Source organism: Microbulbifer sp. S227A (genome assembly GCF_049800935.1).
The window spans coordinates 69,063-92,088 of sequence record NZ_JBNAFZ010000010.1 but is presented as its reverse complement, the minus strand read 5'-3'; the positions used below and the strand labels follow the sequence as shown (position 1 = coordinate 92,088).

Sequence of the window (23,026 nt, the reverse complement as noted above, 5' to 3'; positions counted from 1 at the left end):
TCAGGTCAAACCTGAGTTCAGCTTAGAAGCTGAAGTAAACGCCAGCCTGGAATTGGCTGTTGTCGTCGTCAGCTGCGGACTGAGCGTAACCTGCAACGAAGGTTGCGCCGCCACCCAGGTCGTACTGGTAGTTGATACCAAACGCGGTGCCGTCCAGGTCTTCTGCAACTGCGGCAACGCCGGCAGCGCTTTCGTTGGCGACGTTCAGCAGGGCATCGTCAACGCTGGTGTTGTTGACCCAGACCAGGATGTTGCTGGCTGCGCCGATGTCCATGTTGCCTTCCAGCGTGACGGAGTCAGCGATGTCGTTGGAACCGTAGGCGAGCTTGGCACCGAAGTTGCCCCATTCACCACCGATTGCCAGGAAGTACTGACCGTCTTCCTGATCGTACACACGACCGTTGACGTCGGTGTAGGTCACAGCGTTGTCAGCCGACTGGTATGCACCGGTGACATAGTAGTCGCCGAAGCTGTAGGTCAGCATGATCGCGCCGCGGGACAGGCCGTCGGAAACGAAGTTGCCAGCCGCGTCAACATTGTCGTTGTCGTCGCTGTAGGAGATGTGACCGGTGAAGCCACCAACGGTGTAGATCGCTTCGATACCGTTCGCACCGGTGCCGCCCGAGCTGTATGCGTCCCAGGCAAAGTTGGTGCCAGCGGTCAGGTAGTTCGCGGAGGTCGGGTCAACGTTGATGCCTTTGAGCGGCAGCGACATGAAGCCCATGCCGTCGATGCCGGTGCCAGCCGAACGGGTGCCGGTGGTGTACAGGCCAGGAGCGTTTTCCATCGCACCGATGATGTTGCCGACGTTAACGATCAGGCCACCATAGGTCACGCCGAAACGTGCGCCGTTGAACATTGCGCCGTTCGGGTTGTTGTCACGGCTTTCGGCCTGAGCGCGGAAGCGGGCGTTAAAGCCAACGCCGCCGTCGGTCTCGGTCGACATGTCCACCTGCAGACGCAGACGCGAGGTGATGGTCGTGTCGCTGATGCCGTTGTAGTTGGCGTCGTTCGGGTTGTCGGAGTTGGCTTCGTTGTAGTCCAAGCCGAAACGGCCGTAACCGCTCAGGCGAACGTCTGCTGCTGCCATGCTGCCAAGAGCGATCAGCGCAGTCGTTGCGAAGAGAACCTTTTTCATCGTATTTCCCTCGGTTTTCAAATCATACGCCCAAACCGGGGAATCCGGCGTGGGTATGGAGAGGGGTTTCGCTCTTTCGGGGCGGTTTTGGCAAGTGCTCGCAGCAGGTGCGCGGCAAAGCGGTCGCGGATGGTGCAGCTTTGCCACAGTCGCGCCGCCCTGCCCCACCGCGTCCGGGGTTGCACGGCACAGGCCCGCAACGGGCATAATATCCACGCCCCCGGCGCAACAGGACCGCGATTTGCCGCCCCGAGCCACGCCTGTATACTGTAAAGCCTTGCTCCACCTTGCCCGCTTGGGTAGGAACCTTGCCAACACTGTTCGGGATTTGACGATGAACCTCACTGGATTCTTCAAGGCAACGCTGATCATTCTGGTCTGCCTGGGCCTGACCGCCTGCGGCAACCGGCGCTCGGGCGAACGGGCAGTACCACAGGCCGTCGCTCCATCGGACTATGAATCCACCAACCGCGAAACCGCGGGGCTGACCGATTCCGACGGCTCGACGATCTGGGACATTTTCGGACCCAGCAAGACCGACCAGACCGTCAACGTGAATAAATATCTCTGGGCGGCCTCGCTTGACGTGCTCGGGTTCCTGCCGGTTACAGATGTCGATCCATTCACCGGCGTCATCGTGACCGGGTATGGCACACCGCCCGGCGGCGGCCGGTCGTATCGGGCGACGGTGCTGATTGACGATCCGGCGCTGGATGCGCGCTCGCTCAAGGTATCGCTGCATACCTCGGGCGGAGGCACGGTCAGCGCCGCAACCACCCGCGCGGTCGAGGATGCGATCCTGTCCCGCGCCCGCCAGCTTCGCGTTCAGGACAGCCGTATCTGACCTAATCGCATAGACAACCATCAGGGCGCCGGGTTCATGCCCGGCGTTTTCAGTCAAAGGACCGCTTTCATGTCGCGCTACTCCGCCGCGGAAATCGAATCAAAGTGGCAAGAGGCCTGGAACAAGTCCGGTGTCTTTACCGCCAGCCACAAGACCGACCGCCCCAAATACTACGTGCTCGAGATGTTTCCCTACCCGTCCGGGCGCATCCATATGGGCCATGTGCGCAACTACACGATGGGCGACGTGATCGCGCGTTACAAGATTTCGACCGGCCATAACGTGCTGCACCCGATGGGGTGGGATGCCTTTGGGATGCCTGCGGAAAACGCCGCCATGGCGATCGGCGGCCACCCCAAGACATGGACCTATGACAACATCGCCGACATGCGCGGCCAGATGAAGCCCCTGGGCCTGTCCATCGACTGGTCGCGTGAATTCGCCACCTGCGACCCAGAATATTACGGCCAGCAACAGGCGTTGTTCCTCGACATGCTCGAATCCGGGCTGGTCTATCGCAAGAACGCGGTGGTCAACTGGGATCCGGTCGACATGACGGTTCTGGCGAATGAACAGGTGATCGACGGCAAGGGCTGGCGCTCGGGTGCCGACGTGGAGCGGCGCGAGCTGACGCAATGGTTCTTCAAGATCTCGGACATGGCCGAGGAGTTGCTCGACGCGCTGGACGGGCTGGAAAACTGGCCCGCCAAGGTGCGGCTGATGCAGGAAAACTGGATCGGCAAATCCCGCGGTCTCGAATTCTCGTTTGACCGCACCGATGGCGGCGATCCGATCACCGTCTACACGACCCGGCCCGACACGCTCATGGGGGCCTCGTTCGTCGGCATATCGCCCGATCACCCCATCGCCCGCCAGCTCGAGGCGGAAAACCCCGAAGTTGCGGAATTCGTTGCCAAATGCCGCAAGGGCGGCACCACCGAAGAGGCGCTGGAAAAGGCCGAGAAGCTGGGCTTTGACACTGGCCTGACGGTGAAACACCCGCTGGACCCCAACTGGGAACTGCCGGTCTGGATCGCCAATTTCATCCTCATGGATTACGGCACCGGCGCGATCTTTGCCTGCCCGGCCCATGACCAGCGCGACCTTGATTTCTGCCGCAAATACGACCTGCCCGTGCGCGATACCTTCCTGTCGCTTGACGATCCCAAACCGGTTGAATCCGAGGCTTTTGTGCCGCCCAAGACCGAAAAGGTGAAATGGCTCGACCATTTTGCCGGGCTGGATGTCGCCACCGGTCAGGAAGCCGTCGACACCACCATCGACCTTGCGGAACAGCAGGGCTGGGGCAAGGGCGTGACCAATTTCCGCCTGCGCGACTGGGGCCTGTCGCGGCAACGCTATTGGGGCTGCCCGATTCCGGTTGTGCATTGCGATGCCTGCGGCGTGGTGCCCGAGAAAAAAGAAAACCTGCCGGTTCGCCTGCCCGATGACGTGAGCTTTGACATCCCCGGCAACCCGCTCGACCGGCACCCGACCTGGCGCGACTGTGCCTGCCCGTCCTGCGGCGCTCCGGCGAAACGCGAAACCGACACGATGGATACCTTTGTCGATTCGTCGTGGTATTTCGCCCGTTTCACCGCGCCCCGTGCCGACACCCCCACCGATCTGGCCGAGGCAGAGTACTGGATGAATGTCGATCAGTATATCGGCGGCATCGAACACGCGATCCTGCACCTGCTCTATTCCCGCTTTTTCGCGCGCGCCATGCATATCACCGGCCACCTGCCGCAAAAGGCGATCGAACCGTTTGACGCGCTGTTCACGCAGGGCATGGTCACGCACGAAATCTACCAGACCCGCGACGCCAATGGCCGCCCGGTCTATCACCTGCCCGAAGACGTGACCGACGGCAAATTGCCCGACGGTTCCGAGGTCGAGATCATCCCCTCGGCCAAGATGTCGAAATCCAAGAAGAACGTGGTCGATCCGGTCAGCATCATCTCGGCCTATGGCGCCGATACCGCGCGCTGGTTCGTGCTGTCGGACAGCCCGCCGGAACGCGACGTGGAATGGACCGCCGCCGGGGCCGAGGCCGCGCACAAGCATCTGGGCCGGGTTTATCGCATCGCCAATGACATTGCCGGTTCCGACACCGCGCCGCAGGCCGATGACGAGACCCTCTTGCGCGACATGCACAAGGCGATCAACGACGTGACGCTGGGTATCGAATCCTTTGGCTTCAATGCTGCAATCGCCCGGCTCTATGCCTTTACCAACACGCTGGCCAAGTCCAAGGCCGGCAAGGCAGCCAAACTGCAAGCGGCCAGGACCCTGGCCCAGCTCATGTCCCCCATGACCCCGCATCTGAGCGAGGAACTCTGGGCCCGTCTGGGCGGCGAGGGGCTGATCACCACCGCGCCATGGCCAGTCGCGGATCCGGCCATGCTGATCGATGACACGGTGACATTGCCGATCCAGATCAATGGCAAGCGCCGCGCGGAAATCAGCGTGCCCAAGGATATGCCCAAGGACGAGGTTGAAAAAACCGCGCTGGCAATAGACGCTGTGCAAAAGGCGTTGGACGGGGCGGCGCCGAAAAAGATCATCGTGGTCCCCGGCCGGATCGTGAATGTCGTTGTTTGACCGCCGTTCCCTGCTGTTGATGCCGCTGGCGTTTGCCGCCTGCGGCTTTGAGCCGGTCTATGGGCCGGGTGGCGGCGGCGAGGCGCTGTATGGCAAGGTCCGCGTCGACGCGCCCGAGGGGGTGAATACCTATTACCTCGTGCGCCGCCTTGAAGAACAGCTTGGCCGGTCGACCGCCCCGGTCTATCGGCTGTCCATGGTGCTGGAAATCGGCATCCAGGGCCAGGCGATCACCCCATCGGGTTCGATCACCAATTACAGCGTCACCGGCACCATCACCTATGATCTCAGAGAGATCGACGGCGGGCGCAGCGTCGAAACCGGCAACGTGACCAATTTCACCGGGTATTCGGCAACCGGCAACACGGCGGAAACGCTGGCCGCCCAGCGGGACGCGCGGGAACGGCTGATGGTGATTCTCGCCGATCAGGTGGTGCGCCGGCTCAACGCGACCGTGGACCTGTCATCGTGAAACTCTCCGGGCGGGATGCGGATAGCTATTTTGCCAAGCCCGACCCGGACCGGACCGGTTTGCTGATCTATGGCGCGGATGCCATGCGGGTCGCGCTCAAGCGGCAACAGGTGATCGCCGCGCTGCTCGGGGACGGGGCCGAGGAAGAAATGCGGCTGACCCGGATGCCAGGCGCGGATCTGCGGGGCGATCCGGCATTGCTTTTGGACGCGGTCAAGGCTGTCGGGTTCTTTCCCGGCCCCCGCGCCGTATTTGTCGACGCCGCCACCGACGCCGCCACCCCGGCGATCCAGTCCGCCGTTCAGGACTGGCAGGCCGGCGACGCCCAGATCATCGTCACCGCAAGCCAGCTCAAGGCCAGTTCGAAACTGCGCAAGCTGTTTGAAACTCACCGGAATACGCTGGCCGTCGGACTCTACGACGAACCGCCCAGCCGCGCCGAGGTCGAGCGTATCCTGGCCGCAGCGGGCCTGCGCAAGGTGCCCGCAGACAGTATGGCGGCGCTCTCGGATCTGGCGGCGGCACTTGGCCCCGGTGACTTTGCCCGCACCGTCGACAAGCTCTCGCTGTACAAACATGGCGATGACACCGGGCTCGGCCTTGACGACATCGCCGCCTGTGCGCCGCAATCGACCGAGGCGGCGCTGGATGACATCCTGAACGTGGTGGCCGAGCAACGGGACGCCGAGATCGGGCCCTTGCTCAATCGGTTGCAGGCACAGGGAACCAACGCGGTCACGCTCTGCATCGGGGCAACGCGGCATTTCCGCATGCTGTATACCGCCGCCGCGGATCCCGGCGGCCCGGCAAACGGTGTCGGACGGCTGCGCCCGCCGGTCTATGGCCGGCGCCGCGACCGCATCATCCGGCAGGCCAAGGCCTGGGGCCCGATCGAATTGCAAAAGGCGCTGACCCGGCTGACCGATACCGATCTGCAACTGCGTTCCGCCGGTCAGACCGCGCCGGCAATGGCCATCATGGAGCGCACGCTGATCTGGCTGGCCATGCGCATCCGCCCGCGATAAGCGCCCTTGACGCGGCCCGGGATGCAGCCCCTTATGCGGCCCGAACCGCATCAGGAGAAAGACATGTACAAGGTCCTTGGCAGTATCAACACCCGCACATTTCGCGTTCTCTGGATGCTGGAAGAGCTTGGCCAGCCTTACGAGCTGATCCAATCCCCGCCCCGCAGCGCGGCGGTGATGGCGCTCAGCCCGCTGGGCAAGATACCGGTATTGCAGGACGGCGACGACATCATCACCGATTCGACCGCGATCATGACCTATCTCGGCGACAGGCATGGCGCGCTGACCCATCCGGCGGGCAGCATCGACCGCGCTCGGCAGGACGCGCTGAGCAACAGGGTCCTCGATGAGCTGGACGCAGTCATCTGGACCGCCGCGCGCCACAGCTTTGTGTTGCCCGAAGACAAGCGTGTGCCCGAGGTCAAACCCAGCCTCGCCTGGGAATTCGGCAACAACGTCAACCGGTTGGCCGAGCAGTTCGAGGGGCCGTTCCTGATGGGCGATACCATGACGATTGCCGATATCATCGCCGTGCATTGCCTGAACTGGGCCTACGCGGCCAAGTTCCCGGTCGAGAACGACACCATCCTTGCCTATGCCAAATCGATGCGCGCCCGCGCCGCGTTCCAGCGCGTCAAGGCATTGGCCGAGGGCTAGGTACCGGGCCGGGCTGCGGCCTTGAGCGCCATGTGCGCCGCCGCCTGCCCTGCCCATCGCCCGGTCGCCAGGCAGGCGGTCAACAGATAGCCGCCGGTGGGCGCATCCCAATCGAGCATCTCGCCAGCACAGAACACGCCGGGCAGCGCGCGCAGCATCAACTGCTCGTCCACCGCCGATCGCCTGACCCCGCCCGCCGTCGAGATCGCCTCGTCGATCGGGCGCAGGCCGGTCAGGCGCACGGGCAGGGATTTCAGCGTGGCGACCCATGTGTCGCGCGGCAAAGCGGCACCCTGCGTCATTTCAAAGTACAGCGCCACCTTGGCCGGGGGCAGGCGCAGCCCGTTGCGCAGCCAATGTGACAGCCGGACCTTGCCCCCCCTGGACGCCAGCCGCCGGTTCAGCGCATGGTGGGTCACGTCGGGCAGAAGGTCAACCCGCAGCCCTGCCCCCTCGCGCAGCGCAGGCGTCAGCGTGTAAACGCCGCCGCCCTCGAGCCCGCGCGCGGAAATCGTCGCTTCGCCACGCGATGTCAGCGCCCCGGCCTGCCAGCGCACCGATTTCACCGCCGAGCCGAAATGCGGGGCCATGTGGGCGCTCCACGCCACATCCAGCGCGGTGTTCGATGGCGCAAAACCGGCGAGATCCACGCCACGGTCTGCGAGCATCCGCGTCCAGGTGCCGTCCGATCCCAGCCGTGCCCAGCTGGCGCCGCCCACGGCCAGAACCGTGACATCGGCCGTTCGCTCCTGTGGCCCATCCGGGGTCTCGAACCGCGCCGCGCCCTGTGCGGTCCACCCGGCCCAACGCCACCGCATGTGCCGGGTGACACCCAACGCGTCCAGCCGCGCCAGCCACGCCCGCAACAGCGGGCTGGCCTTCATCGCCACGGGGAAAACCCGCCCGCTGCTGCCAGTGAACACCTCTTGATCCAGCCCCCGCGCCCAGTTCTGCACCGCTTGCGGCCCGAACCCGGCGAGCATCGGCGCCAGCCAGCCAGCCGATGCGCCATAGGCCGCGAGGAACGCCGCGTCGGGTTCATCTTTGGTCAGGTTCAGACCCGATTTCCCCGCCATCAGGAATTTGCGCCCGGCCGACGGCTTGGCCTCGGCCAGCGTCACACGGCACCCGGCCTGCGCCAGTTCCTGCGCCGCCATCAGCCCCGCGGGACCGGCACCAATGACCAGGGCGTGCCGGTGGTTCATTCCGACGGGGCAGGCAGGCCGCCCTTGATTTCGACCACCCGATGCGGATACGGGATCTGGATGTTGTTGTCGCGCAGCGCGTTCCACACCGCAAAGAGCACCTGTGGCGTGAACTTGTTGCTGCCGTCATCGATGCCGTTGACCCAGAATTCCACCGCGAAATCGATGCCGCTGTCGCCAAATCCGCGCAGCTCGCAATCCGGCCCCTCGGGGTCATCCAGCACGAAGGGCAGCTTGGCCACGGCGGTTTCGATGATCTCGGGAACCGTGTTGATATCGGTATCATAGCTGACGGAAAACGGCGCTTCGTAGCGGTTGGCCGATCCGCTGTCGGAGTAGTTCACCACGCGCGTGGTGATGAAATCCTCGTTGGGCACCACGATCCAGCGCCCGTCAAAGGTCTCAAGGATGGCCGCCCGCGCCGTCATCTTGACGATGGTGCCCGCCTCGCCCCCGTCGAGCTCGACGTAGTCGCCCACGGTGGCCTGTCCTTCCAGCAACAGGATAACGCCCGAGATGAAGTTCGACGCGATTTTTTGCAGGCCAAACCCAAGACCCACGCCAATGGCACCACCCAGAACCGCGAGGGTCGACAGGTTTACCCCCATGATGTTCATCAACAGGATGAAGGCGAGGCCGAAAATCGCGATTTCCGCCGCCTTGATCGCCAATTCGCGTGTGGCGGGGCGCATCTGGTCCTGTTTCTTGAGAAACGCCGCCGATTGATCGTTGGACCAGCGCCCGAACCAGAACAGCAGGCTACCCGCGATCAGGCCCCGCGCCAGCGCCATCAGCGAGAACCGGATATTGCCAAGCCCTACAGTGGTTTCCGTCAGCCACAGGTTCACATCGTCCAGCAGGCCCAGCGCATAGAGCCCCGCAATCGGCAGCAACACAAACCGCCCAAGCATGTTGAGGAACGGCTCGTCGATGATTTCCCTGACCAGAATACGGGCGGCGAGGAACAGGAACACCCGCTTGCCAAAGGCGATGACCTCACCACTGTCAAAGATCGAGCGCACGACGCCTTCGCCGATGCCGGTCAAGAGATAGGCCATGAGCGGCAGGATCAGCGGCAGAAAGGCCAGAACCGTGCGCCGGGCTGTGGCGATCATGCCCTCCTGCCCATCGGCCGGGGTCAACAGCCGGGTCAGCACCGGCCGCACCTTGCGGGTCACCAGAAGCGCCACGACAAACGCGCCCACCAACAGGGCGAATTGCGTCCACGCCGCCGGGCTGAGCAGCCAGCCCTTGGCCAGGTCCCAGCCCTGCAACCCGAGATCAACCGCTTGCCGGACGATCTCCGGCTGGTTCTCCAGATCGAAATCCATCACACTTGCCCATACTCGTTTCACGTATTACCCAAAGACCCTTGCCCGTCTGGCGCCAAAGGATCAAGCACGATGTCCGATGAGACGCCTCCGACCTGCGCCCTGTGCTGCCGCCCGGTTCCGGCGGAGGTGCCGCAGAGCCTGCATCACCTTGTCCCGCGGTTGCGGGGTGGCAAGGGCGGGCCGACGGTATTGCTGCATGACATTTGTCATCGCGAGATACATGCGACCCTGAGCGAAACCGAACTGGCCCGCGCCTATTGCACCATCGAGGCCTTGCAGGCCCATCCCCGGCTGGCAAAGTTCATTGCATGGGTGCGCAAGCGCCCGCCCGGTTTCCGATCACGGGTGCCGGGCAAACGACGCGGCAGGCGCTAGCCCACCGGCTTGCCGCAGAGCCGCGCGATCCCCGCGGCAATCTCGGGGGCGGCGGCGCGGGAATCGGCTGCGAGGTCATGAGCCGCGGTCTGCAGGTCTTCCGGCGCCACGATCCTGTCCACCAGACCGAATTGCAGCGCCTCGTCCGCCATGATCCGCTGGCCCGCCATCAGGATCAATCTGGCCCGCGCCGGCCCGACCAGCGCGGCAAGCCGAGCGGGATCGGACGGTTGCGGCAGAAAGCCCAGCTTCATCACCGGGTAAAAGAACTTGGCCCCCGGCACCGCGATGCGCAGATCACAGGCCAGCGCCATGCCCATGGCACCGCCCGCAAGGGTTCCGTTCAGCGCCGCGATGGTCAGGCAAGGCAGGCGCGCGATGGCTCCGGAGAGACGCTCCCAGACATCCGACGTGGCCAGCCCGGCCCGCGCCTCGTCCAGATCGGCCCCGGCGCTGAACACCTTGCCCGCCCCGGTCAGGATCAGGGCCCGTGCATCGGTCGCCGCCTCGGCAATGCCCGTCAGTTCATCAAGCATCGCCGCCGTCAGCGAATTGGCCTTGTCCGGCCGGTTCAACGTCACCGTCCACAACCCGTCCTCCTGCCGCAGGTCGATCATGTCAGGCCAACCCGTTCGCGGATGGCCTGGTCGCGCAGGGAAATCTCGGTGCCGATGAATTCATCCGCATCCGGGGAACACATCCATAGCAGGGTACGTGCGGGCCAATCCGGGGGAATGTGGTCTTCCCAGTCCAGCTGGCTCACCGGGTTGATGCCGCTGGCCTTGATTTCGCGTTGCATCTGGGTGGCGACGGTGCCCGGCGACAGGCCCATGGCGCGGATGCCGGCCTCGCGGTTTTCCTTGTCGGCGCAGCGGGTCAGCATCGCGGCCCCGGCCTTGGAGGCGCAATAGTGGCTCCATGCCTCGACCGGCCCATGCGCGGCCCCCGAGCTGATGGTCAGGATGCTGCCGCCGCCTGCCGCTGTCATCACCGGCAACGCCGCACGCAAGCCATAGAACACGCCTTTCAGGTTGATGTCGATGACATCGCCCCATTCGGCGGGGTCGGCGCTTGCAAGATGTGAAATCGGCTCGACCACACCGGCATTGTTGATCAGGACGTCCAGCCCGCCGAACCGCTCGACACAGGCCTGCACCGCGGCCTCGACCTGCGTGAAATCGCCGACGTCGCAGGCCATGCCAAAGGCGCGTTCGCCCAAATCGTCCGCCAGACTTGCCACGCGTGCCTCGCTGCGCGCCAGCAGGCCCACATTGGCCCCGGCAAGCGCAAAGACCCGCCCCGCCTCGGCACCGATCCCGCGACTGGCCCCGGTGATCAATACTGTCTTACCCGTCATGTCCATCTGCACGTTCCTTCACAATGCCGCCTGCGTCAGGGGTAATGCGGCGAATTGATCGGGTCCACCCCTTGACGCCCGATTGCCAAGCGCAGACGATGCGCCGAAATCTGTTTTGGAAGGGTTAGCCCATGACCGCTCGTTTCGCACGGGGCTTTGGTGCCGCGTTTGTCTATGTCCTCGCTACACAGGCGGCCCATGCCGATCTGACCGCTGCCGATGTCTGGGCGGATTGGCAGGATTACTTGGCATCCACCGGCTATGCGGTGTCGGGCAACGAAGCCGCCTCTGGCGGAACCCTGACCATCAGCAACCTGACCATCGACATGCCGCTCGCCGATGCGCAGGGGCGGTTCGCGATCACCATGGACAGGCTGGCATTTGCCGAGAACGGCGATGGCACCGTCGACATTGCCATGCCCGACAGCATCCCGATGACGTTCACCACCGTGGACGAGACCGGCGATCCGGTCGATGGCGTGCTGACACTCGCGCAGAACGACAGCGCGATGACCGCGTCGGGGGAACCGGGCGACGTGACCTATGCCTATAGTTCGGCGCTGGCCGCGATGGAGCTGACGTCGCTGGAGATCGACAACGAACCGATGCCGCAGGACATGCTGAGCGTGCTTGTGTCGCTGGAAAACATCAACACCAACACCCGCATGCTCACCGGCGAGATGCGCAGCTACAGCCAACGGATGACCGCCGACGCGCTGCGCTATGACATCAATTTCGACGACCCCGACACCGATGACATGGGCCGCTTCAAGGGCGCGATGCAGGATGTTCAGGCCGAGGGCACCGGCACGGTCCCGCTCGAGATGGACCCCAACGATTTCAACGCCTCGCTGGAAAACGGCTTTGCCGCGGATGTCACCCTGGCCTACGGCGCAGGCATGTCCGATATCCAGGGCGTAGGCGACGGTGAATCCTTTGCCTTTGCCAGCACCTCGCAAGGCGGCAGCTTTGGTTTCAAGATGGACGCCGACCGGCTTGCCTATGACGTGGAACAAAAACAAAGCGCGATCTCGTTGCAGGGTGGCGACCTGCCGGTTCCCGTCGAGATCTCGGCCGCCGTTTCCGGCTTTAATCTGAGCATGCCGGTGCGCAAGTCGGACGAGGATCAGGATTTTGCCATCGGCCTGAACCTGGGCGATTTCACCATGTCCGAGATGCTGTGGTCGATGATCGACCCGGCGGCGCAATTGCCGCGCGATCCGGCCACGGTGGTGCTCGACGCTGTGGGCAAGGGCAAGATGCTGTTCAACCTGCTTGATCCGGAAGAGGCCGCGATGATGGAACGCGCCACCACGCCGCCCGCCGAAATCAGCGCCCTGACCATCAACAAGCTGCTGGTCTCGCTGGTCGGTGCCAGCCTGTCGGGCACGGGGGATTTCACCTTTGACAATTCCGATACCAGCACGATGGACGGTTTCCCGCGCCCGACCGGCTATGTCGATCTCACGCTGGTGGGGGCCAATGCCCTGCTCGACAAGCTCAGCGGCATGGGGCTGGTTGCCGACGAAGAGGCGATGGGCGCACGCATGATGATGGGGCTGCTGGCGGTCCCCGGCGATACGCCCGACACGCTGAACTCGAAGATCGAGATCAACCAGCAGGGCCATATCCTGGCCAACGGTCAACGCATCCAGTAACGCGCAACCGGCCGGGCGGCTGAGCCAGACCGCCCGGCGCGCCCCTTGCAGGCCGTCATCGTCTGGCATAGCTGCATGCAACACCTGCGGCCAAACCCGGAGTAACAGCGCATGTCCGTTTCATTGCCAGATCTCGCCGACGCCCTGTTGCGCGCGGCCCGCGACGCCGGGGCCGATGCCGCCGAGGCGCTCACCATTCAGGGCACGGCGCTATCGATCGACGTGCGCAACGGCACGCTGGAAATGGCGGAACGGTCAGAGGCGACCGATCTGGGCCTGCGGGTGTTTGTCGGGCACCGCTCGGCCATCACCTCGGCGTCCGACCGCAGCGCAACAACCATCGCGGCCATGGCCGAACGCGCGGTTGCCATGGCCCGCGAGGCACCGGAAGACCCCCATGCCGGCCTCGCCGATCCACAACAGCTGGCCAGCGGCTGGGACGTGGCGACGCTCGAGCTTGCGGATGCGGCCGCGGAACCGGACCCTGCCGCGCTCGAGCGTGCCGCGCTCGAGGCCGAAGCCGCCGGGCTGGCGGTGCCCGGCGTCTCACAGGTGCAGTCGGCCAATGCCTCTTATGGCGCGCAAAGCCTGTACATCGCGGCCAGCAACGGGTTTTCCGGCGGTTATGACCGCACCAGCCGCTCGGTCAGCTGCGTCGCCATCGCCGGCACCGGCACGGAAATGGAGCGGGACTATGACGGCGACGCGCGAGTGTTCCAGTCGGACCTGCGCAGCGCCGCGGAAATCGGCCGGCTCGCCGGCGAGCGCTCGGTCGAACGGCTGAGCCCGCGCAAACCGGCCACCGGCACCTATCCGGTGTTGTTTGACGAACGGATTTCCTCGTCGCTGATCGGGCATCTGCTGTCGGCGGCCAACGGATCCGCGATTGCGCGCGGCTCATCCTGGCTCGAGGGATGCCTCGGGGAACAGGTGCTGCCCGACCATCTGTCGATCATCGAAGACCCGCATCGCGCGCGGGTCTCGGGCTCGCGCCCGTTTGACGCAGAGGGGCTGCCCACCGCCCGCCGGGCCATCGTTGAAAACGGGGTGCTGACCGGCTGGACGCTGGATCTCGCCAGCGCGCGCAAGCTTGGCATGGACTCGACCGGGAATGCGGCGCGCGGCGTGTCGGGCCCTCCCTCTCCGGCCACCTGGAACACCGCCCTGACGCAGGGCTCCCAAGGCAAGGCCGAGCTGATCGCGGCGATGGGCACCGGTTTGCTCGTCACCTCGATGATCGGCAGCACCATCAACCCCAATACCGGCGACTATTCGCGCGGCGCTTCGGGGTTCTGGGTGGAAAACGGAGAAATTACCCATCCGGTCAATGAATGCACCATCGCGGGCAACCTTCGCGACATGTTGCGCCGGATCATCCCCGCCAATGATGCGCGGCCCTGGCTGTCGCGCGTGGTGCCCTCGCTGCTGATCGAAGGGATGACCCTTGCCGGCGACTGATCTTGACCTGCTGATCGATGCCGCGCGGGCGGCGGGCAAAATCGCCACAAGCTTTGCCGGGCCCGATGCGCGCCGCTGGGACAAGCCCGATGGCGCGGGGCCTGTCACCGAAGCCGACCTGGCGGTGAACGACCTGTTGCATGACCGGCTGCGCGGGGCGCGGCCCGATTACGGCTGGCTGTCGGAAGAAACCGAGGACAGCGCCGAGCGGTTGTCGCGTGACCGGGTGTTCATCGTCGATCCGATCGACGGCACCCGCAGCTTTGCCGAGGGCAGCTCGACCTGGGCGCATTCCATCGCGGTCGCGGAACGGGGCGTCGTGACGGCGGGGGTGATCTATCTGCCGCTGCGCAACCTGATGTATGTCGCCGCCAAAGGCGGGGGCGCACAGGTCAATGGCGAACCGCTTTCACCATCCGGCACCGCGGCGCTGAGCGGTGCGCAGGTGCTGGCCAACCGGCCCAGCATGGCAGGGAGCAACTGGCACGGCGGCACCGTGCCACCATTCACCCGCGCCTATCGCCCGTCGCTGGCCTATCGCATGGCAACGGTGGCCCAAGGTCGGTTCGACGCGATGATCACGCTGCACCCGTGCTGGGAATGGGACGTTGCCGCGGGCGAGCTGATCCTGCGCGAGGCCGGGGCAATCTGTACCGACAAGACCGGCGCACCCCCGCGTTTCAACAACCCGCAGCCCAAGATCAACGGGCTGATCGCCGGGGGCGCGGACATGCACCGCCTGCTGCAAGCCGCGCTGCGTTCGACTTGACGCCAAGCGCGCATTGCGTAGGCTGGGAAACTTCCTGATCCCGCCTTTGCGCAAAGGACATCGAGCATGGCCCCACCACGTTGCCGCCCGCGATACCGCCCGGCGATGGCATCGTCCAGGCGCGGAGGCTGAGCGCGTGAACCGGTCGCTTGGCCTCGCCGCCTATCGCGCCTTTGCGCGGCGCCAGCCCAATGGCGGCGACATGGCCCAGCCGCCACGGCCGCGCGGCGAATTGATCTGGGCCCATGCCACCACCGAACACCGCTATTCCGCGCTCTGCGATCTGAGCCTGCGGTTGCGGATCATGCGGCCCGACCTGCATCTGCTGATCACCATCGAAACCGCGCGCTTTGAGCCGCCGCCAACACCGCAGAACGGCTGCGATCACATCGTGACACTCGGGTCCGATCACCCGGACGGGGCGCGGGCGTTTCTAGATCACTGGTTGCCCGATCTCTGTCTCTGGACCGGTGGGCATCTGATGCCCAACCTGGTCGCCGCCGCCGCCGAGGCCGAGGTGCCGATGATCCTGCTCGATGTTGGCGAAACCGACTTCCCGGCGCGGCGCTACAGCTGGTTTCCCGACCTGACCGGACCCAGCCTGGCCTGTTTCACCACCATCCTCGCCAATACCGATGCCGCCGCCCAGATGATCCGCAATGTCGGGGTGCCCAATGCACAGATCCGCGTCGCCGCCCGGTTGCGCAGCTGTGCCACGCCACCACCCTGTTCCGATGACGAACTGGCCGATGTGACGCGAGAGTTCTCCGGCAGGCCGGTCTGGCTCGCGGCGCATGTCACCGAGGCCGAATTCGACACGGTGCTGGACGCCCACAGGGGCGCGCTGCGGCTGTTGCACCGGCTCGTGCTGGTGCTGGTGACCCATGCGGATGCGGATGTCGAAACGCTCAAACGGGGAATTGCCGCCCGCAACCTGCGCAGTGTCGATTGGGATACCGGCGACATGATCGACGACTATACCCAGATCATCCTGTCGCGCGATGCCGACAATCTGGGCCTCTGGTATCGCCTCGCGCCACTGACCTTCATGGCAAACTCGCTGTCGCCCGATGCGCAGGGCTGCGCGCCGCTGGACGCGGCCTCGCTCGGGTCGGCGATCCTGTACGGCAGCCATGTGGGCGGACATGTGGAAACCTATGCCCGGCTGGCGGCGGCGGGGGCGGCGCGCGCGGTACATGACGGCGAATCGCTGGGCAGCGCGGTGGTGCAATTGTCGGCCCCTGACTACGCGGCGACCATGGCATTGGCCGGGTGGAAAATCGTCACCGAGGGCGCACATATGACCGACGAACTGGTCGACATGATCCTGGATCAACTGGACGGCGGAGGCCCCGACCATGCGCCAGCCTGACTTCTGGTTCACCGGCCCCGGCACCCCCGATTGGCGGGCGCGGCTGCTGTCTCCGCTCGGACAGATTTACGCCGCCGTCACCGCCCGCCGGGTTGCGCGCGATCCGGTAGCGCGCCCGGGTGTGCCGGTGATCTGCGTGGGCAACCTGAATGCCGGGGGCACCGGCAAGACCCCGACCGTGATCTGGGTGGTCGAACAGCTGCGCAATGCCGGGCACGAACCTGTCGTGGTGACACGCGGCTATGGCGGGCGGTTGACCGGGCCGGTATCCGTCGATCCCGCGACCCACACCGCCGCCGATACGGGGGACGAGCCGCTGCTGCTCGCCGCTTTTGCGCAGGTCTGGGTGGCGAATGACCGCGCGGCGGGGGTTCAGGCCGCGACCTTGGCCGGTGCAACGGTCATCGTGCTGGATGACGGGTTCCAGAATCCGACCGTGACCAAGGACCTGTCGATCATTGTGGTCGATGCCGAACAGGGGTTCGGCAATGGCCGCTGTCTGCCGGCGGGACCACTGCGCGAACCGGTTGACATTGGCTTGCGGCGCGCCGATCTGCTGCTGTCGCTGGGCAAGCCCGCCGCGCAGGACAAGTTCACCGATGACTGGGGCGCGGCGCTCACCGTACCACGGTTCAAGGGCGCGGTCGCGCCCTTGCAGACCGGCATGGACTGGGCGGATACGCCGGTTCTGGCCTTTGCGGGCATCGGAACGCCGGACAAGTTCTTTGCCACGCTGCGCGAATTGGGGGCCGACCTGCGCCGCTGCGAACCGCTGGACGATCATCAGCCGCTGACAAGCACCCTGATGGCACGCATGGAAACCGAGGCGCGGGCGCTTGGGGCGCAGATGGTCACCACCGAAAAAGACGCCGTTCGCCTGCCCCCAGCCTTTCGCAGCAAGGTCATTACGCTACCCGTGCGGCTGGGCATCGAAGGCGCGGATCGGCTGGTTTCAGAGCTCTTGCGGGTGGCGCCGCCGCCCTGACATCAACAAATTCCGGTTTGGCGGATTTTTTTCCAGTATAGCAAATTCCCCTATTTCGGAATTGCATCCGCTATGATAGAAGCCGACTCGAACGGAGGTCCATCATGTCCCAAGCATTCCTGTCACATATTTCCGAAACACTTGCCCAGATCGATGCCGAAGGCATGACCAAGCGCGAGCGCATGATAACGTCGCCGCAGGGCGGCGAGATCGATGTCGGAGACCGGCACGTCATCAACCTGTGCGCCAACAACTATCTTGGTCTCGCGGACCATCCCAACCTGATTTCCGCGGCGCGCGCCGCCATGGATCCGCGCGGGTTCGGCATGGCCAGCGTGCGCTTCATCTGTGGCACGCAGGATCTGCACCGCGACCTTGAAAAACGCCTGGCCGGGTTCCTGGAAACCGATGACTCGATCCTGTTCGCGGCGTGTTTCGATGCCAATGGCGGGGTGTTCGAACCGCTGCTCGGCCCCGAAGACGCGGTGATTTCCGACGCGCTGAACCATGCTTCGATCATCGACGGCATCCGGCTGTGCAAGGCCCGGCGCTATCGTTACGCCAACTCGGACATGGCCGATCTCGAAGCCAAGCTGAAGGCGGCCCGCGAGGACGGTGCCCGGCATGTGATGATCGCCACCGACGGCGTGTTCAGCATGGATGGCTACCTTGCCAAACTGCCCGAAATCCGCGCGCTGGCCGATCGGTATGATGCGATCCTGATGGTCGATGATTGTCACGCCACCGGGTTCATGGGGCCGAACGGTGCCGGCACGCCGGACCATTTTGGAGTGCGCGCCGACATCCTGACCGGCACGCTCGGCAAGGCGCTTGGCGGGGCGATCGGCGGTTATGTGGCCGGCCCGCAGCCGGTGATCGACCTGTTGCGCCAGCGCGCCCGGCCCTACCTGTTCTCGAACTCGCTGCCCCCGGCCATCGTGGCCGCCGGGATCGAGGCGATCCGGCTGGTGGAAAACGGCGGCGATCTGCGGGCGCGGCTGTTTGAAAACGCGCGTTACTGGCGGGCCGGGCTTGAAAAACTGGGCTTTGACCTGTTGCCGGGCGAACATCCCATCGTTCCGGTGATGCTGGGCGAGGCACAGCTGGCGCAGAACATGGCCGCGCGCCTGTTCGACGAAGGCGTCTATGTCTCGGGCTTTTTCTTTCCGGTGGTGCCGCGCGGACAGGCCCGCATCCGCACCCAGATGAACGCCGCACTGACGCGCGATGAACTCGACCGGGCGCTGGCCGCCTTTGGCACCGTTGGCAAGGAACTCGGGGTGATCTGATGAAAAACACGATGAAAGCGCTGGAAAAGTCCCAGGCCGCCCAGGGGTTGTGGCTGGTCGATGCGCCGGTTCCTGAAATCGGCCCGGATGATGTGCTGATCAAGATCAACAAGACCGGCATCTGCGGCACCGATGTGCATATCTGGAACTGGGACGAATGGGCGGAAAGGACCGTTCCCGTTCCGCTGATCACCGGTCATGAATTTGCCGGAGAGATCGTCGAGATTGGCCGCGATGTCGAAGACCTCGAAATCGGCCAGCGATGCAGCGGCGAAGGCCACCTGATCGGGCATCATTCGCGGCAGGTGCGCGCGGGCAAGTTCCACCTTGATCCCGAAACCCGAGGCATCGGCGTCAACGAACAGGGGGCGTTCGCGCAATACCTGCGGCTGCCGGCATTCAATGTCGTGCCGCTGCCCGATGAGATCAGCGACGATATCGGGGCCATTCTGGACCCCCTGGGCAATGCCGTTCACACCGCGCTGAGTTTCGATCTGGTGGGCGAGGACGTGTTGATCACCGGGGCCGGCCCGATCGGCATCATGGCCGCCGCCGTGGCCCGCCACGTGGGCGCGCGCCACGTGGCGATCACCGACATCAACCAGGCGCGGCTTGACCTGGCGGCCAAGGTCGCCGACGTGGTGCCGGTCAATGTTGCAAACGAGGATCTCGACGCCGTGATCAAGCGGCTGGGCATGAAACAGGGGTTCGATGTCGGCATGGAAATGTCGGGCAACCAGCGGGCTCTGGATCAGATGGTCGAGGCGATGACCATGGGCGGGCGCATCGCGATGCTGGGCATTCCGCCGGGGAAATCGCCGGTCGACTGGTCGCGTATCGTGTTCAAGGCGATCACCATCAAGGGCGTCTATGGCCGCGAGATCTTTGAAACCTGGTACAAGATGATCGCCATGTTGCAGAACGGGCTGGATGTAAGCGGGGTGATCACCCATCGCTTTGCCGCCAGCGACTTTGCCGACGGGTTCGCCGCGATGAAGTCCGGGCAGAGCGGCAAGGTGGTGCTCGACTGGACATGAGCGCAAGCGATTCGATCATCGGGGCCATCGGGCGCACGCCCTCGGTCTGGCTGGACCGGATGGTTGCATCGCGCGGGCTTGAGGGGCGAATCCTCGCCAAGCTGGACTATCTCAACCCCGGTTTTTCCAAGAAGGACCGCGCCGCCCGCGGAATCATCGACGCGGCGCGGGCGGACGGATCCCTTGCCCCTGGACAAACCGTGGTGGAGCTGACCAGCGGCAACATGGGCACCGGGCTGGCGATTGTCTGTTCGGTGCTGGGCCATCCCTTTGTCGCGGTGATGAGCCGGGGCAATTCCCCCGAACGGGCCCGGATGATGACCGCGCTTGGCGCCGAGGTCGTGCTGGTCGATCAGGCCGCGCACAGCGTACCGGGCGAGGTATCGGGCGCCGATCTGGCGCTGGTCGAAGACGCGGCGCGGCGGATCACCGCCGAGCGCGGGGCGTTTCGCGCCAACCAGTTCGCCCATCCCGGCAACGCGATGGCGCATTTCGACACCACCGGACCAGAGCTTTGGGCCGACAGCGATTGCAGCCTGACCGCCTTTGTCGATTTCGCGGGATCCGGCGGCACCTTTGGCGGCACGATGCGGGCCCTGCGGCAACGCAACCGGGCGCTGCGCGGCTATGTGGTGGAACCCGAGGGCGCGGCGGCGCTCGCCGGGCAAGCGGTGACCCATCCCGGCCACCCGATCCAGGGCGGCGGTTACGCCATGGCAGAGCTATCGCTGCTTGAGCGCGGGCTGGCGCATGATTTTCTGACCATCAGCGGCGACACCGCGCGACAGACCACGCGGGCGCTGGCGCGGCAAGAAGGCATTTTCGCGGGGTTTTCCGCCGGGGCAAACGTGGCGGCGGCGCTTGACCTGCTGGCCGGGCCAGAGGCCGGCGGCCGGATCGGCGTGATCATCTGCGACAGCGGTCTGAAATACCTGTCAACCGATCTTTGGTCCGACGGCTAAGGCGTCAGCCGCATCCGCCCGCCCTTGGTCAGCAGCCAGCAGTCGCGCCCCTCAAAAACCGCTGGGACAAGCGGGCGGCCATATCCGGCACCGCCATCCAGGTCGATCCGGTTGCCAAAATGAAACGGGATATCCAGCGCCGTATGCCCATGCACCACCAGCCACGGATGCGGGTCGGCATGGGACAGGAACGGCTCTCTGATCCAGACGAGATCATCCTCGATCTGGTCCTGCAATGCCACACCCGGCGCGACGCCCGCATGCACAAAGAGCAGTTCTTCGTGTTCGATATAGAGTGGCAGGTTGTTCACATAGTCCAGATGCGCCCGTGGCACCGCCTGCTGCGCCTCGGCAAAAAGCCGTTGGGGCGACTGGTCGGTTTCGACATCGACCCCGTAGGAGGCAAGCGTGGCAAGACCGCCCAGCCGGGGATGCAACCAGCCCAGCCCGGACAGGATGCGCGCGTCATGTTCGATCGCCCCGGTCACGAAACGATGGAACATGCGGTCGTGATTGCCCTTGACGATCCGCCAGTTGCGCCCCGCGGCCTGCCCGTCGAACAGCCGCTGGATCACGGCGCGGCTGTCAGGGCCGCGATCCACGAGGTCGCCAAGGAACACGATTTGTGCATCCTCGCCCCCATCCGCAGCGATCAGGTCGAGCGCCGTTTCGAGAAAGCCGATCTGGCCGTGAATGTCGCCGATGGCGTAAACGGGTTGGGTCATGGGCGTGGGCTAGCGCAGCTTGGGTCCGATGAAAAGCAGAGAGTCCGGCACCGTGGCCGCGAAATCATGATGCCGCCCACCCGGACAGGCAGACGGCATCATGTCATGTCATATGCGTCGGGCGCACTCAGGCCACGTCGAATTCCAGCGGCTTGATCTGACGGAACATGCCGGTGCTGGCCAGCTTTTCACGCACCGGTGCGGGCACTTCGGCATCCACGTAGAGCAGCGCGATCGCCTCGCCGCCCTTGTCCGCCCGGCCCAGCGTAAAGTTGGCGATGTTCACGCCGTTCTCGCCCATGGTCTGACCCAATGTGCCGATGATGCCCGGCACGTCGGCATTGGTGGTATAGAGCATATGCGCGCCGACCTCGGCATCGATATTGATACCCTTGATCTGGATAAAGCGGGGCTTGCCATCCGAGAACACGGTGCCCGCGATCGACCGCTCGCGCTTTTCGGTCACCACGGTCACCTTGACATAGCCGTCAAAGGCGCCGGATTTATCCTGGTTGGTGGTGCTGATCTTGACACCGCGCTCCTTGGCGATGACCTGTGCGCTGACCATGTTCACCTCGGGATTGGCGCGTTTCATGATCCCGGCCACCACGGCACAGTTCAGCGCCTCGAGGTTCATTTCCGACACGACACCGTCATACAGGATGTTGATCGCCTTCATCGGCTCGTCGGTCATCTGGCCGATGAACGCCCCGAGATGCCCGGCCAACTTGACCCACGGGCCCATGACCTTGGCCTCTTCGGCGGTGACGCTGGGCATGTTCAGCGCGTTTTCAACCGCGCCGGTCAGCAGGTAGTTCGACATCTGCTCGGCAACCTGCAGGGCGACGTTTTCCTGCGCCTCGGTGGTGGCCGCGCCCAGGTGCGGGGTGCAGACCACGTTGGGCAGGTTGAACAGCGGGTTTTCCTTGGCGGGTTCCTCGGCAAACACGTCGAACGCGGCCCCGGCAACATGGCCGGATTTCAGCAACTCGGCCAGCGCCGCCTCGTCGACCAGACCGCCGCGCGCACAGTTGATGATGCGCACGCCCTTCTTGGTCTTGGCCAGGTTCTCGGCGGACAGGATGTTACGGGTCTGATCGGTCAGCGGCACGTGCAGCGTGATGAAATCGGCGCGGGTCAGAAGCTCTTCCAGCTCGACTTTCTCGACGCCCATCTTCTGCGCCTTTTCCTCGCCCAGGAACGGGTCATAGGCGACAACCTTCATCTTGAGACCACGCGCGCGGTCACAGACGATGCCGCCGATATTGCCGGCACCGATCACGCCCAGGGTCTTGCCGGTCAGCTCGACGCCCATGAACTTGGATTTTTCCCACTTGCCCGCATGGGTGCTGGCCGAGGCTTCGGGGATCTGGCGCGCCACGGCGAACATCATGGCGATGGCGTGCTCGGCGGTGGTGATCATGTTGCCAAACGGCGTGTTCATCACGATCACGCCCTTCTTGGACGCGGCTTCCTTGTCGACATTGTCGGTGCCGATCCCGGCCCGGCCAACCACGCGCAGCTTGTCGGCATTGCGCAGGATGGTCTCGGTCACCTTGGTGGCGCTGCGAATGGCAAGGCCGTCATACTGGCCGATCACCTCGGCCAGCTTGTCCTTGTCCTTGCCAAGATCGGGTTCGAAATCCACGTCGATACCGCGATCGCGGAAAATCTGCACGGCGGTCGGGGACAGCTTGTCGGAAACGAGTACTTTGGGCTTGGTCATTGTTCGATTGATCCGGAACGGCTCCAGATTCTCC

21 protein-coding genes are annotated in these 23,026 nt (G+C 64.7%); 14 read left to right on the top strand and 7 right to left on the bottom strand.

Annotated elements, in window-relative coordinates; all coding sequences use genetic code 11:
• Positions 1-22: 22 nt before the first annotated feature.
• The gene (locus ACP15R_RS20980) at positions 23-1,138 is read right to left on the bottom strand and encodes a porin (RefSeq protein WP_424988021.1); all 1,116 of its coding nucleotides are present in this window, start codon (positions 1,136-1,138) and stop codon (positions 23-25) included.
• A gap of 334 nt (positions 1,139-1,472) precedes the next feature.
• On the opposite strand from ACP15R_RS20980, the gene ACP15R_RS20975 reads away from it, so the two are divergent.
• The 5 genes from ACP15R_RS20975 (at position 1,473) to ACP15R_RS20955 (ending at position 6,740) form a co-directional block, all read left to right on the top strand.
• Entirely contained in the window at positions 1,473-1,982 is a 510-nt protein-coding gene (locus tag ACP15R_RS20975; protein ID WP_424988019.1) for a DUF3576 domain-containing protein, read from the top strand.
• A 69-nt stretch (positions 1,983-2,051) separates the two neighbouring features.
• Positions 2,052-4,586: a leucine--tRNA ligase gene (gene leuS, locus ACP15R_RS20970; RefSeq protein ID WP_424988018.1), complete on the top strand. Its 2,535-nt coding sequence runs from the start codon at positions 2,052-2,054 to the stop codon at positions 4,584-4,586.
• The gene (lptE, locus tag ACP15R_RS20965) at positions 4,573-5,058 is read left to right on the top strand and encodes an LPS assembly lipoprotein LptE (protein WP_424988017.1); all 486 of its coding nucleotides are present in this window, start codon (positions 4,573-4,575) and stop codon (positions 5,056-5,058) included. Before leuS ends, lptE begins: the two co-directional genes overlap by 14 nt.
• Positions 5,055-6,083: a DNA polymerase III subunit delta gene (holA, locus tag ACP15R_RS20960; RefSeq protein WP_424988016.1), complete on the top strand. Its 1,029-nt coding sequence runs from the start codon at positions 5,055-5,057 to the stop codon at positions 6,081-6,083. The genes lptE and holA overlap by 4 nt, the downstream gene beginning before the upstream one ends.
• A 63-nt stretch (positions 6,084-6,146) precedes the next feature.
• Positions 6,147-6,740 (top strand): glutathione S-transferase family protein, encoded by a 594-nt coding sequence (locus ACP15R_RS20955; RefSeq protein ID WP_424988015.1) that lies wholly within the window; start codon positions 6,147-6,149, stop codon positions 6,738-6,740.
• Here the strand turns inward: ACP15R_RS20955 and ACP15R_RS20950 are convergent.
• Both ACP15R_RS20950 and ACP15R_RS20945 read right to left on the bottom strand, forming a co-directional pair.
• Positions 6,737-7,945 (bottom strand): TIGR03862 family flavoprotein, encoded by a 1,209-nt coding sequence (locus ACP15R_RS20950; RefSeq protein ID WP_424988014.1) that lies wholly within the window; start codon positions 7,943-7,945, stop codon positions 6,737-6,739. The two genes, ACP15R_RS20955 and ACP15R_RS20950, sit on opposite strands and share 4 nt — an antisense overlap.
• A complete protein-coding gene (locus ACP15R_RS20945; RefSeq protein ID WP_424988013.1) occupies positions 7,942-9,276 on the bottom strand; it encodes a mechanosensitive ion channel family protein in 1,335 nt (444 codons plus the stop codon). Before ACP15R_RS20945 ends, ACP15R_RS20950 begins: the two co-directional genes overlap by 4 nt.
• Positions 9,277-9,348: 72 nt before the next feature.
• On the opposite strand from ACP15R_RS20945, the gene ACP15R_RS20940 reads away from it, so the two are divergent.
• The gene (locus ACP15R_RS20940) at positions 9,349-9,654 is read left to right on the top strand and encodes a hypothetical protein (RefSeq protein WP_424988012.1); all 306 of its coding nucleotides are present in this window, start codon (positions 9,349-9,351) and stop codon (positions 9,652-9,654) included.
• Here the strand turns inward: ACP15R_RS20940 and ACP15R_RS20935 are convergent.
• Together ACP15R_RS20935 and ACP15R_RS20930 are read right to left on the bottom strand one after the other, a co-directional pair.
• The gene (locus tag ACP15R_RS20935; protein ID WP_424988011.1) at positions 9,651-10,271 is read right to left on the bottom strand and encodes an enoyl-CoA hydratase/isomerase family protein; all 621 of its coding nucleotides are present in this window, start codon (positions 10,269-10,271) and stop codon (positions 9,651-9,653) included. The two genes, ACP15R_RS20940 and ACP15R_RS20935, sit on opposite strands and share 4 nt — an antisense overlap.
• Entirely contained in the window at positions 10,268-11,017 is a 750-nt protein-coding gene (locus ACP15R_RS20930; protein ID WP_424988010.1) for an SDR family oxidoreductase, read from the bottom strand. Before ACP15R_RS20930 ends, ACP15R_RS20935 begins: the two co-directional genes overlap by 4 nt.
• A gap of 125 nt (positions 11,018-11,142) precedes the next feature.
• On the opposite strand from ACP15R_RS20930, the gene ACP15R_RS20925 reads away from it, so the two are divergent.
• From ACP15R_RS20925 to ACP15R_RS20890, 8 genes are all read left to right on the top strand, one after another.
• Positions 11,143-12,669: a DUF2125 domain-containing protein gene (locus tag ACP15R_RS20925; RefSeq protein ID WP_424988009.1), complete on the top strand. Its 1,527-nt coding sequence runs from the start codon at positions 11,143-11,145 to the stop codon at positions 12,667-12,669.
• 111 nt (positions 12,670-12,780) lie between these two features.
• Positions 12,781-14,127: a TldD/PmbA family protein gene (locus tag ACP15R_RS20920; RefSeq protein ID WP_424988008.1), complete on the top strand. Its 1,347-nt coding sequence runs from the start codon at positions 12,781-12,783 to the stop codon at positions 14,125-14,127.
• Entirely contained in the window at positions 14,114-14,896 is a 783-nt protein-coding gene (locus ACP15R_RS20915; RefSeq protein WP_424988007.1) for an inositol monophosphatase family protein, read from the top strand. Before ACP15R_RS20920 ends, ACP15R_RS20915 begins: the two co-directional genes overlap by 14 nt.
• 136 nt (positions 14,897-15,032) lie before the next feature.
• The gene (locus ACP15R_RS20910) at positions 15,033-16,268 is read left to right on the top strand and encodes a 3-deoxy-D-manno-octulosonic acid transferase (RefSeq protein WP_424988006.1); all 1,236 of its coding nucleotides are present in this window, start codon (positions 15,033-15,035) and stop codon (positions 16,266-16,268) included.
• Positions 16,255-17,253 carry a tetraacyldisaccharide 4'-kinase gene (lpxK, locus tag ACP15R_RS20905; protein WP_424988005.1) on the top strand — a complete coding sequence of 333 codons (999 nt, stop codon included), beginning with the start codon at positions 16,255-16,257 and terminating at the stop codon, positions 17,251-17,253. The genes ACP15R_RS20910 and lpxK overlap by 14 nt, the downstream gene beginning before the upstream one ends.
• 104 nt (positions 17,254-17,357) lie before the next feature.
• Positions 17,358-18,542, top strand: a complete 1,185-nt coding sequence (locus ACP15R_RS20900) for a glycine C-acetyltransferase (protein ID WP_424988004.1) — start codon at positions 17,358-17,360, stop codon at positions 18,540-18,542.
• Between the two features lie 11 nt (positions 18,543-18,553).
• Positions 18,554-19,579 carry an L-threonine 3-dehydrogenase gene (gene tdh, locus ACP15R_RS20895; RefSeq protein ID WP_424988065.1) on the top strand — a complete coding sequence of 342 codons (1,026 nt, stop codon included), beginning with the start codon at positions 18,554-18,556 and terminating at the stop codon, positions 19,577-19,579.
• Complete coding sequence (locus ACP15R_RS20890) at positions 19,576-20,541, top strand: PLP-dependent cysteine synthase family protein (protein WP_424988003.1); 966 nt, start codon at positions 19,576-19,578, stop codon at positions 20,539-20,541. Before tdh ends, ACP15R_RS20890 begins: the two co-directional genes overlap by 4 nt.
• Here the strand turns inward: ACP15R_RS20890 and ACP15R_RS20885 are convergent.
• Positions 20,538-21,266, bottom strand: coding sequence for a metallophosphoesterase family protein (locus ACP15R_RS20885; RefSeq protein WP_424988002.1), 729 nt, complete (start codon positions 21,264-21,266; stop codon positions 20,538-20,540). The genes ACP15R_RS20890 and ACP15R_RS20885 overlap by 4 nt on opposite strands.
• Positions 21,267-21,393: 127 nt before the next feature.
• Positions 21,394-22,992: a phosphoglycerate dehydrogenase gene (gene serA / locus ACP15R_RS20880; protein ID WP_424988001.1), complete on the bottom strand. Its 1,599-nt coding sequence runs from the start codon at positions 22,990-22,992 to the stop codon at positions 21,394-21,396.
• Positions 22,993-23,026 lie beyond the last annotated feature (34 nt).

Coding starts and splice junctions, on each gene's coding strand:
- tdh (WP_424988065.1), top strand. CDS start 18,554: ATGAAAGCGCTGGAAAAGTCCCAGGCCGCCCAGGGGTTGTGGCTGGTC.
- ACP15R_RS20980 (WP_424988021.1), bottom strand. CDS start 1,138: ATGAAAAAGGTTCTCTTCGCAACGACTGCGCTGATCGCTCTTGGCAGC.
- ACP15R_RS20925 (WP_424988009.1), top strand. CDS start 11,143: ATGACCGCTCGTTTCGCACGGGGCTTTGGTGCCGCGTTTGTCTATGTC.
- ACP15R_RS20930 (WP_424988010.1), bottom strand. CDS start 11,017: ATGGACATGACGGGTAAGACAGTATTGATCACCGGGGCCAGTCGCGGG.
- ACP15R_RS20935 (WP_424988011.1), bottom strand. CDS start 10,271: ATGATCGACCTGCGGCAGGAGGACGGGTTGTGGACGGTGACGTTGAAC.
- ACP15R_RS20920 (WP_424988008.1), top strand. CDS start 12,781: ATGTCCGTTTCATTGCCAGATCTCGCCGACGCCCTGTTGCGCGCGGCC.
- leuS (WP_424988018.1), top strand. CDS start 2,052: ATGTCGCGCTACTCCGCCGCGGAAATCGAATCAAAGTGGCAAGAGGCC.
- ACP15R_RS20975 (WP_424988019.1), top strand. CDS start 1,473: ATGAACCTCACTGGATTCTTCAAGGCAACGCTGATCATTCTGGTCTGC.
- ACP15R_RS20945 (WP_424988013.1), bottom strand. CDS start 9,276: ATGGATTTCGATCTGGAGAACCAGCCGGAGATCGTCCGGCAAGCGGTT.
- ACP15R_RS20940 (WP_424988012.1), top strand. CDS start 9,349: ATGTCCGATGAGACGCCTCCGACCTGCGCCCTGTGCTGCCGCCCGGTT.
- ACP15R_RS20955 (WP_424988015.1), top strand. CDS start 6,147: ATGTACAAGGTCCTTGGCAGTATCAACACCCGCACATTTCGCGTTCTC.
- ACP15R_RS20885 (WP_424988002.1), bottom strand. CDS start 21,266: ATGACCCAACCCGTTTACGCCATCGGCGACATTCACGGCCAGATCGGC.
- serA (WP_424988001.1), bottom strand. CDS start 22,992: ATGACCAAGCCCAAAGTACTCGTTTCCGACAAGCTGTCCCCGACCGCC.
- ACP15R_RS20890 (WP_424988003.1), top strand. CDS start 19,576: ATGAGCGCAAGCGATTCGATCATCGGGGCCATCGGGCGCACGCCCTCG.
- lptE (WP_424988017.1), top strand. CDS start 4,573: ATGTCGTTGTTTGACCGCCGTTCCCTGCTGTTGATGCCGCTGGCGTTT.
- ACP15R_RS20950 (WP_424988014.1), bottom strand. CDS start 7,945: ATGAACCACCGGCACGCCCTGGTCATTGGTGCCGGTCCCGCGGGGCTG.
- lpxK (WP_424988005.1), top strand. CDS start 16,255: ATGCGCCAGCCTGACTTCTGGTTCACCGGCCCCGGCACCCCCGATTGG.
- ACP15R_RS20900 (WP_424988004.1), top strand. CDS start 17,358: ATGTCCCAAGCATTCCTGTCACATATTTCCGAAACACTTGCCCAGATC.